The 9,544-nt window shown below is 71.6% G+C and carries 8 protein-coding genes; 7 read left to right on the top strand and 1 reads right to left on the bottom strand.

The features are described 5' to 3' along the window. The 7 genes from E3T23_RS15270 to E3T23_RS11430 form a co-directional block, all read left to right on the top strand. A partial coding sequence (locus E3T23_RS15270) for a hypothetical protein (protein WP_198416213.1) occupies nucleotides 1-298 on the top strand: 298 nt, incomplete at its 5' end. A 643-nt stretch (nucleotides 299-941) separates the two neighbouring features. Then, on the top strand, nucleotides 942-1,739 hold the full coding sequence (locus E3T23_RS11455) for a TrmH family RNA methyltransferase (protein WP_134370500.1): 798 nt from the start codon (nucleotides 942-944) through the stop codon (nucleotides 1,737-1,739). A gap of 114 nt (nucleotides 1,740-1,853) precedes the next feature. Further along, nucleotides 1,854-3,068 carry a thiolase family protein gene (locus E3T23_RS11450; RefSeq protein ID WP_134370499.1) on the top strand — a complete coding sequence of 405 codons (1,215 nt, stop codon included), beginning with the start codon at nucleotides 1,854-1,856 and terminating at the stop codon, nucleotides 3,066-3,068. Between the two features lies 1 nt (nucleotide 3,069). Beyond that, nucleotides 3,070-3,855, top strand: coding sequence for an SDR family NAD(P)-dependent oxidoreductase (locus E3T23_RS11445; protein ID WP_134370498.1), 786 nt, complete (start codon nucleotides 3,070-3,072; stop codon nucleotides 3,853-3,855). Between the two features lie 116 nt (nucleotides 3,856-3,971). Then, nucleotides 3,972-5,024 carry an iron ABC transporter substrate-binding protein gene (locus E3T23_RS11440; RefSeq protein ID WP_134370497.1) on the top strand — a complete coding sequence of 351 codons (1,053 nt, stop codon included), beginning with the start codon at nucleotides 3,972-3,974 and terminating at the stop codon, nucleotides 5,022-5,024. Nucleotides 5,025-5,037: 13 nt separating this feature from the next. After that, nucleotides 5,038-6,678: an ABC transporter permease gene (locus tag E3T23_RS11435; RefSeq protein WP_420898325.1), complete on the top strand. Its 1,641-nt coding sequence runs from the start codon at nucleotides 5,038-5,040 to the stop codon at nucleotides 6,676-6,678. Nucleotides 6,679-6,692: 14 nt separating this feature from the next. Beyond that, complete coding sequence (locus E3T23_RS11430) at nucleotides 6,693-7,877, top strand: ABC transporter ATP-binding protein (RefSeq protein WP_134370496.1); 1,185 nt, start codon at nucleotides 6,693-6,695, stop codon at nucleotides 7,875-7,877. A 158-nt stretch (nucleotides 7,878-8,035) separates the two neighbouring features. Here E3T23_RS11430 and E3T23_RS11425 read toward each other — a convergent pair whose 3' ends face one another. Further along, nucleotides 8,036-9,478 carry a helix-turn-helix domain-containing protein gene (locus E3T23_RS11425; protein ID WP_134370495.1) on the bottom strand — a complete coding sequence of 481 codons (1,443 nt, stop codon included), beginning with the start codon at nucleotides 9,476-9,478 and terminating at the stop codon, nucleotides 8,036-8,038. Between the last annotated feature and the right edge of the window lie 66 nt (nucleotides 9,479-9,544).

Genomic DNA, 9,544 nt, shown 5'->3' with positions numbered 1-9,544 from the left:
GGGGACCGCCGCCGGGGCTGCCGCGGGGACCGCCGCCGGAACCGCCGGGGGACACAGCGCGCATGTCGGGCACGCGCTGGCGAGCACCGACGGCGGACCCCTTCTGGCCGCGCTCGTGGTGCTGCTGGTCGCGGCATCCGTTGCCGTCGCGGCCAGTGCCGTGCGGTCCGCGCGCCGGCCGGCCGAGTCCGGGGTGACACCGGCCGCACTCCGGCTGGAGTCGGCCCAGCACGTGATCATGGCGCTGGTGATGACGTTGATGGCCGCGGGAATGTACCTCCCGGTGGCCGGTCGCTGACGAACGAGACGAGGCCGGAAATACAGACCCCGCTTGGGCAGCCACTCCGCCACGGGGCGTGGAGGGATCCTTCGCCGGTTGAGTCCGGCTGATGTGGCCAAGTCAGGAGATGGGTCGCGGCATCCGCCGGTCGCCGCACCGGTCCGGGCGCCGAAGGCCGTCCACCGTCCGGATCTCCTGAGTCAGCCCCGGGGCGGTGCCCATGCCGGTGCATAACTCCTGCAAATCGCGAGCCGATCGGCGCTGTTGCCCGTGTTTCCGGGAGCGGTGGATCCGCCGCCGACCAAATTGCAGGAGTTATGCACAAACCGGCTGCCCGGGACCAGCCGGGTCGACCTCGCTTGCGAGGAACCGGATGGCGGACCCCGGCGGGGTGGATTTCGCCGGGACGGACCCGGGTTGTGTGGCTAACTCAGGAGATGGGCCGCGGCATCCGCCGGTCGCCGCACTGGTCCGGGCGCCGAAGGTCGTCCGCCGTCCGGATCTCCTGAGTCAGCCCCGGGTCGCGGGCCGGGCCCTGCCCGCCCCCGGGCCACGGGCCCTGCCCGCCCCAGGCCCTGAGCCCCGGGCCCTGAGCCCCAGGCCCTGAGCCCCGGGCCCTGAGCCCCGGGCCCTGGCCCCGCCCCGCGATTAGACTGACCGGATGCCCGTCATCGAGATCAGCGACCTCAGCGATCCACGGCTCGTGGACTACGCCCACCTCACCGATGTGGCCCTGAAGAAGGTCCGCGGCACCGAACACGGACTGTATATAGCCGAATCGGCATTGGTTCTCGAGCGGGCCCTGCGCGCCGGACACCGGCCGCGCTCGGTGCTCGCGCTCGGCAACACCGTCGACGAGGCCCGCGCGCTCGTCGGCGAGGACGTGCCCGTCTTCGTCGGCCCGGGGGAGCTGCTCGCCGAACTCACCGGCTACGTGCTGCACCGCGGAGTGATCGCCTCGATGCACCGGCCCGAGCTGCCCGATCCGGAGGCGCTCCTCGCCGGCGCCCGCCGCATCGTGATCCTCGAGAACGTCTCCGACCCCACGAACGTCGGCGCCATCTTCCGCTCTGCCGGGGCCATCGGCGCCGACGCGATACTGGTCACGCCACGCTGCTCCGACCCGTTCTACCGCCGCGCCATCCGCGTCTCGATGGGCACCGTGCTGCAGGTGCCCTGGACCCGCGTCGGCGACTGGCCGAGCACCCGCGCACTGCTCACCCGGCACGGTTTCCACCTCGCCGCGCTCGCCTTGACGACGGATGCCGTGAGCCTCCGCGACTTCCCCGGGCACGAGCATGAGCGGCTGGCGCTGCTGCTCGGCGCGGAGGGTGACGGGCTCACCCCGGACGCACTGGCGGCCTCCGACACCGTGGTGCAGATCCCGATGAAGCACGGCATCGATTCCCTCAACGTGGCCGCAGCCAGCGCCGTCGCGATGTGGGCGCTGTCCGGCTGACCCCGCGACGCCACGCCCCCGCCACACGCGCTCACTGCGCTCACTGCGCTCAACGCGCTCAACGCGCTCAACGCGCTCAACGCGGCGGCCGCACCGGAAGCCTAGGCTGAGGGCATGAGCAACGAGGCTGTCATTGTCGATGTCGTGCGCACCGCGTCAGGTCGAGGTAAGCCGGGCGGCGCCCTGTCGGGCGTGCACCCGGCGGACCTGCTGGCCGGGGTGCTGAGCGAACTGGTCACCCGCAACGGGCTCGATCCCGCCCTCGTCGACGACGTGATCGGCGGCTGCGTCAGCCAGGTCGGCGAGCAGGGCTACAACGTGATCCGCACCGCCCTGCTCAGCGCGGGATTCCCCGACTCGGTCCCGGGAACCACCATCGACCGGCAGTGCGGCTCCAGCCAGCAGGCCGCCACGTTCGCCGCGCAGGGCGTGATGGCCGGCAGCTACGACATCGTCATCGCCTGCGGCGTCGAGTCGATGAGCCGCGTGCCGCTGGGCTCGTCCCTCGGCACCGCCCAGACCGGCCAGAGCCACCAGAACCGGCAGGACCCCCACGGCCTCCGGATGCGCGAGCGCTACCCCGACGGCCTCGTCAACCAGGGCGTCGCCGCCGAACTGATGAACCAGAAGTGGCGGCTCGGCCGCGGCGAACTGGACGCCTTCGCCGCCCGGTCACACCGCCTCGCCGCTGCCGCCGCCGAGCGCGGCGATTTCGACGGCGAACTCCGGCCGACGACTCTGCCGGACGGCCGGGTCGTGAACGAGGACGAGACCATCCGGCCCGACACCACCCTCGCGTCCCTGGCCGCCCTGCCCCCGGCCTTCCGCACCGACGCCCTCGCCGCCCGCTTCCCGAAGCTCGACTGGCACATCACCGCCGGCAACTCGTCGCCGCTGACCGACGGGGCCTCCGCGGCCCTGATCATGAGCGCCACACGCGCCGCGCAGCTCGGCCTCAACCCGCGGGCCCGGTTCCACAGCTTCGCGGTGACCGGAAGCGACCCGCTTCTGATGCTGACCGGCGTGATCCCGGCGACCCGCCGCATCCTGGAACGCTCCGGGCTCAGCATCGACGACCTCGACGCCTACGAGGTCAACGAGGCGTTCGCCACCGTGCCGCTGGTCTGGCTGCGGGAACTCGGCGCCGACCCGGAGTTGCTCAACCCGCGCGGCGGCGCCATCGCCCTCGGCCACGCCCTCGGCTCCTCGGGAACCCGGCTGCTCGGCACCCTGCTCAACCACCTCGAGCTGTCCGGCGGCCGCTGGGGGCTGCAGACCATGTGCGAGGGCGGCGGCATGGCCAACGCCACCATCATCGAGAGGCTCTGAGATGCGCATCGACGGATGCTCCGCCCTCGTCACCGGAGCCGCCTCCGGCCTCGGGCTGGCCACCGCCACCGCCCTGGCCCACGCCGGGGCGGTGGTCGTGCTCCTCGACCTGCCCGGCGCCGCGGGCGAGCGGGCCGCGGCCGGTATCGGCGGCCGGGCCCGCTTCCTGCCGGGTGACGTCACCCGCACCGAGGACGTGCAGGCCGCGGTCGACACCGCCGCCGCGCTCGGTCCGCTGCGCATCGTGGTCAACTGCGCCGGCATCGCCCCCGGCCAGCGCACCGTCGACCGAAACGGGGCCCCCCTGCCGCTCGACGACTTCGACCGGGTCATCCGCATCAACCTGATCGGCACGTTCAACGTGATCCGGCTGGCCGCGGCAGCCATGCAGGCCACCGACCCGATCGGCGGCCCGGCTGCGGCCAGCGCCCCGGAGCGGGGCGTGATCGTGAACACGGCCTCCGTCGCCGCCTTCGACGGGCAGATCGGCCAGGCGGCCTACGCCGCGTCGAAGGGCGGCGTCGCCGCGATGACGCTGCCGCTGGCCCGCGAATTCGCCCGGTCGCTGATCCGGGTGGTGGCGATCGCACCCGGCATCTTCGACACTCCGCTGCTGCGCGGCCTCCCCGAGAACGTGCGCGAGTCCCTCGCGGCGCAGGTGCCGCACCCCGCCCGGCTCGGTGACCCGACCGACTTCTCCGCCCTCGTGCGGCACATCGTCGAAAACCCGATGCTCAATGGGGACACCATCCGGCTCGACGGTGCCATCCGGATGCCGCCCCGCTGAGACGCCCCTGTGCATTCCCCTGCGCCTGTCCCACTCCGTTTTCTTTAGGGTAGGCTTACCTAAAGCACGCGGGTCACGCCCGCAGAACAGTCACGACAGTAGGGACACGTAACACGATGATTTTGACTCGCCGCTGGACACTGCTTGCCGCACTCGGAACGGTGACCCTGCTCGGGGCGACCGGATGCGCCGCCTCCGACGCATCCGCTCCCGCTCCCGCCACCGAGGCGTCCACCCCGTCGGGGTCGATCACCGTCTACAACGCGCAGCACGAGGAGCTCACCCAGGCCTGGGCCGACGAGTTCACCGCGGAAACGGGCGTCACCGTCACCCTCCGCAACGGCAGCGACTCCGAGCTCGGCAACCAGCTCGTGCAGGAAGGCACCGCCTCGAAGGCCGACGTCTTCCTCACCGAGAACTCACCAGCCATCAGCCTGGTCGACCGGGCCGGACTGTTCGCCCCGGTCGACAAGGCCACGCTCGCGCAGGTGCCCGAGCAGTACCGTCCCTCCACCGGGATGTGGACCGGCATCGCCGCCCGCTCCACCGTGTTCGCCTACAACCCGAGCCTGCTCGGCGAGGGCGAACTGCCGGCCTCGCTGCTCGACCTCGCCGACCCGGCCTGGGCCGGCCGCTGGGCCGCGTCGCCCTCCGGCGCCGACTTCCAGGCCATCGTCAGCGCGCTCCTCGAGCTCGAGGGCGAAGACGCCACGCGGGACTGGCTCGCCGCGATGAAGGAGAACGCGGTCGTCTACAAGGGCAACAGCACCGTGATGAAGGCCGTCAACGCGGGCGAGATCCCCGCCGGCGTGATCTACCACTACTACTGGTTCGGCGACCAGGCCGGCACCGGCGAGAACAGCGCCAGCACCCAGATGCACTACTTCAAGAACCAGGATCCCGGCGCATTCGTCAGCGTCTCCGGCGGCGGCGTGCTCGAAACCAGCGCGAACCCGGTGGCCGCGCAGGCGTTCCTCGCCTACATCACCGGCAAGGGCGGCCAGGAGATCCTGAAGACCGGCACCTCCTTCGAATACCCCGTCTCCGACTCGGTCGACGCGAACCCCGCCCTCGTGCCGCTCAGTGAACTCAATGCCCCCGTCATCGACCCGTCAAAACTCAACAGCACCAAGGTCACCGATCTGATGACCGAGGCCGGCTTCCTCTAGGCTGAAACCGGTGATACCTGCAGACCCCTCGACCGTGACCCCGGCGACCGACCCGTCGGACACCGGTCGCGGAACCGTCGCCGACACCGGCGCCCCGGGGCCTGCAGGGCGCACGGATGCCGCCGCCCGGGTCGGCAAACGGCCCTCCCCGTTCATCGTGGCGGCTGCCGTCACCGTGTCACTGCTCGGGCTGCTGCCGCTCGGCTACGTCGTCATCACCGGCATCCTCACCGGCTGGCCGACGCTCTCGGCGCTGGTGTTCCGGCCGCGGGTCGGCGAGCTGCTCCTGAACACGATCGGGCTGGTCCTGATCACCGTGCCGCTGACCGCGGCGATCGGCGTGGCCGCCGCCTGGCTGGTCGGCCGCACATCCCTGCCCGGCCGGAGGGTGTTCGCCGTGCTCCTGGCCACGCCGCTCGCGGTGCCGGCCTTCGTCAACAGCTACGGCTGGGTGAGCGCCGTGCCCTCCCTGAACGGCCTCTGGTCGGGCGTACTGATCGCCACCCTGTCGTACTTCCCGCTGGTCTACCTGCCCTGCGCCGCCGCGCTCCGGCGGCTGGACCCCACGGTCGAAGAGGCGGCCGAGTCGCTCGGCAGCAGCGCCTGGGGTGTCTTCTTCCGCGTCATCCTGCCCCAGTTGCGGCTGCCGATCCTCGGCGGCGCCCTGCTGGTGGGACTGCACCTGCTCTCCGAATACGGCGCGTTCGCGATGATCCGATTCGACACCTTCACCACCGCCATCGTCGAGCAATACCGGTCCACGTTCAACGGCCCCGCGGCCAACGCCCTCGCCGGCGTGCTCGTGCTGCTCTGCCTGTTCCTGTTGATCGGGGAGTCCGGCGCCCGCGGCCGCTCCCGGTACGCCCGGGTCGGCTCGGGCGTGGCCCGGGTGACGCCCCGGCGCTCCCTCGGCGCACTCACCCCGGTCGGCTACCTGTTCCTCGGCGGACTGTTCGCTCTGGCGATCGGGGTACCGTTCTGGAGCGTCATCCGCTGGCTGTTCCAGGGCGGGGCGGCGGTGTGGACCGAGCCCGTGCTGGTCCAGGCCCTGCTGCAGACCGTGGGCTACGGCCTCGTCGGCGCCGTGGTCACCTGCCTGCTCGCGTTCCCGATCGCGTTCCTCGCGGTGCGCTACCCGAGCCGGCTGTCCCGCGGACTCGAGTCGGTCAACTACCTCACCAGCTCCCTGCCCGGGATCGTCACGGCCCTGGCCTTGGTGACCATCAGCATCCGCTTCGTGCAGCCGCTCTACCAGACCACCGTGCTGGTGATCGTGACCTACCTGCTGATGTTCCTGCCGCGCGCGCTGGTGAACCTCCGGGCCGGGCTCGCCCAGGTGCCGGTCGGCCTGGAGGAGGCCGCCCGCTCCCTCGGCAAGCCTCCGTTCGCGGCGTTCCTCAGCGTCACCACCCGCTTCTTCGCGCCGTCCGCCCTGGCCGCGGGGGCGCTCGTCTTCCTCGGCATCGTCACCGAACTCACCGCCACGCTGCTGCTGGCCCCCAGCGGCACCCGCACCCTCGCGATCCAGTTCTGGTCGAAGGTGAACGACATCGACTACGTTGGCGCCGCCCCCTACGCCCTGCTGATGATCGTGCTGAGCCTGCCGGTCACCTATCTCCTGTTCGCGCGGTCGAGGCTGGTGAGCGTCTCATGAGCGGCGTCCGTGTCATGAGCAACGTCGAAACCGCCATCGAACTCGCCGGCGTCAGCAAGAGCTTCGGCAGCACCCGCATCCTCGAAGACATCGCCCTCTCGGTGCCGCAGGGCAGCCGCACGGTCGTGGTCGGCTCATCCGGCTCGGGCAAGACCACCCTGCTGCGCCTGATCAGCGGCTTCGAGTTGCCCGACTCGGGCACCATCACCGTGTTCGGCCGCACCGTGGCCGGGCCGGGCGTGGCCGTGGCCGCGCACCGGCGGGGCATCGGCTTCGTCGCGCAGGACGGCGCCCTGTTCCCGCACCTCACCGTCGGGCAGAACATCGCGTTCGGGCTGGGCCCGGCGCTCCGCGGCGGAACCCGCCGGCAGCGCGCGCGGGCCGTGAGCGAACTGCTCGAGATGGTGTCGCTGCGGCCCGACTTCGCCGAACGCCGCCCCGACGAACTCTCCGGCGGCCAGCAGCAGCGCGTGGCCCTGGCCCGGGCGCTCGCCCGCCAGCCGCGGGTGATGCTCCTCGACGAACCGTTCTCCGCGCTCGACGCCGGACTCCGGGCGGCCACCCGCGACATCGTCGCCGAGACCCTGGAACGCGCCGGCATCACCACCGTCCTCGTCACCCACGACCAGGCCGAGGCGATGAGCTTCGCCCACCAGCTGGCGGTGCTCCGCGACGGCAACCTCTGCCAGGTAGGACCGCCGCGCGAGGTCTACTGGCGCCCCGTCGACCTGTTCACGGCCCGGTTCCTCGGCGACGCGGTCGTGCTGCCGGCCACCATCTCGAACGGCTTCGCCGCCTGCGCGCTGGGCACGGTCGCCGTCGCCCCCACCAGTCTGCGCGGCGACGCGTGCATCATGCTGCGCCCGGAGCAGATCATCGTCGAGCACTGCGAGACCGGCGGGGCGGATGCCGCTACCGCCACCGCCTGCACCGGCCAGGTCGAGGCGGTCGACTTCTACGGCCCCGAGGTGCAGTTGGCGGTGCGCCTGTTCTCCGGGGGCCCCGCGACGCCGGCTTCCCCCCAGAGCGCCGGAACGCTGAGCCCCGGAACGGTGAGCCCCGGAACGGTGAGCCCCGGAACGCTGAGCCCCGGAACGCTGATCCACGTGCGGCAGCACGGCACGACGGGCATCGTCGCGGGCAGCCGGGTCAGCCTCACCGCCCGCGGCCCCGCCACCGCCTTCGCCGCCCGCCCCTGACCCGCCGAAGGCCCGCCCCTGACCCGCCCGGCGGCCCGCCCCTGACGGCGGCCACCACCGCGGAGATGGACACATTCATCAACGCAGTGTCGACGACGGGCACGAACATCGCCAGGGCCAGCAGGACGGCGAGCGTCGCCGATGAGCGACGGGGCGAGCTACTTGGCGGCGTGCGCCTCGAGGAACTCGTAGACCTCGGTGTCGTCGACGCCGGGGAAGGTGCCGCTGGGCAGCGGCGACAGCACGTGCGCGTGCAGACGGGCGCTCGGCCAGGCCTTGCCGGCCCAGCGGGAGGAGACCTCCGACGCCGGGCGGCGGCAGCAGGACTCGTCCGGGCAGCGGGACACCGCCCGTTGCGTGGTCTCCCGGCCGCGGAACCACCTGGCCTGCACGAAGGGCACGCCGACGCTGATCGAGAACTCGCCGGCATCCGTCGCCCCGGTCTGGGTGGCACACCAGAACGTGCCGGCCGGGGTGTCGGTGTACTGGTAGAACTCGGTGGTGCGGTTGGTGTGGGTGAAGGCGCTGCGGGCGCTCCACTGTTTGCAGACGAACTGGCCCTCGATCGAGCCGGTCACGTCCGCGGGCAGGGGCAGGTTGTCGTTCTCGTAGCCCTTCTGCAGGGCGCCGTCGCCGGTGACGCGCAGGAAGTGCAGCGGCATGTCTAGGTGTGAGGTGGCCAGGTTCGTCAGCCGCAGCGCCGCGGCCTCATGGGTCACCCCGAACGCGTCGCGGAAGTCCTCGACCGACAGCTCGCGCTCCCGCTTGGCGTGGGAGAGGAACGCGACGGATGCCGCCTGCGGCATCAGGCAGGCGGCCGCGAAATAGTTGATCTGCAGCCGCTGCCAGAGGAACTCGGCGTAGCTGGCCGGCCGCTCGTGTCCGAGCAGTCGGTGCCCCATGGCCTGCAGGGCCATCGAACGCAGTCCGTGGCCGCCGGGGATGGACGCCGGCGGCAGGTAGATGCGGTGGTTGACCAGGTCGGTGACCGAGCGGGTCGAGCCGGGAAGGTCGTTCACGTAGATCAGGTTGAAGCCGAGCTGCTCGGCCATCACGCTCACCTCCCGGTGCGTGAGGGCGCCCGACACATGCCCGGATGCCCGCACGCGCTCCTCGGCGAGCTGCTCGATGTCGGGCATGAAATTGTCCTGTTCGCGCATCCGTTCACGCAGTTCCGTGTTCGCCCGTCGGGCCTCCTCCGGCGTGGCGATGGCCTCGCTGGCGCGGCGGGCCAGCTCCCGGTGCAGGCCGAGCAGGGACTCCAGCGCCGCCGTCGGCATGCCCTTGGTCATCTTCACCCGCGGCAGGCCGAGGGCACCGTAGAGGGGGTTGCGCTGCGCGCGCTCCAGCTCGATCTCGAGCGCGGCGCGCGTGTTCGGCGCCTCGTTTTTGAGCAGGTCGGTGAGCTCCACGTCGACGGCGGTGGCGATGTCCTGCAGCGTCGAAAGTTTGGGTGAGCGACGGCCGTTCTCGATCAGGGAGAGCTGGCTGCCGGCCATTCCGACCTGCTCGCCGAGCTGGTCCAGCGTGAAGCCGCGTTCGGCCCGGAAATGACGGATGCGGAGTCCCAGGGTGATCAGATCAGCGGCGCGTGTCGACATTCCTTAACGATAGCGAAAGATCCACTGTTCTTAACACGAGCCTCTCCCGCTGCGGCGCGATCCATG

The sequence above is a fragment of the Cryobacterium cheniae genome (genome assembly GCF_004403395.1).
Classification (GTDB): Bacteria; Actinomycetota; Actinomycetes; order Actinomycetales; family Microbacteriaceae; genus Cryobacterium; species Cryobacterium cheniae.
The sequence above is the reverse complement of the archived record's forward strand: the minus strand, read 5'-3'. Positions and strand labels throughout refer to the sequence as shown.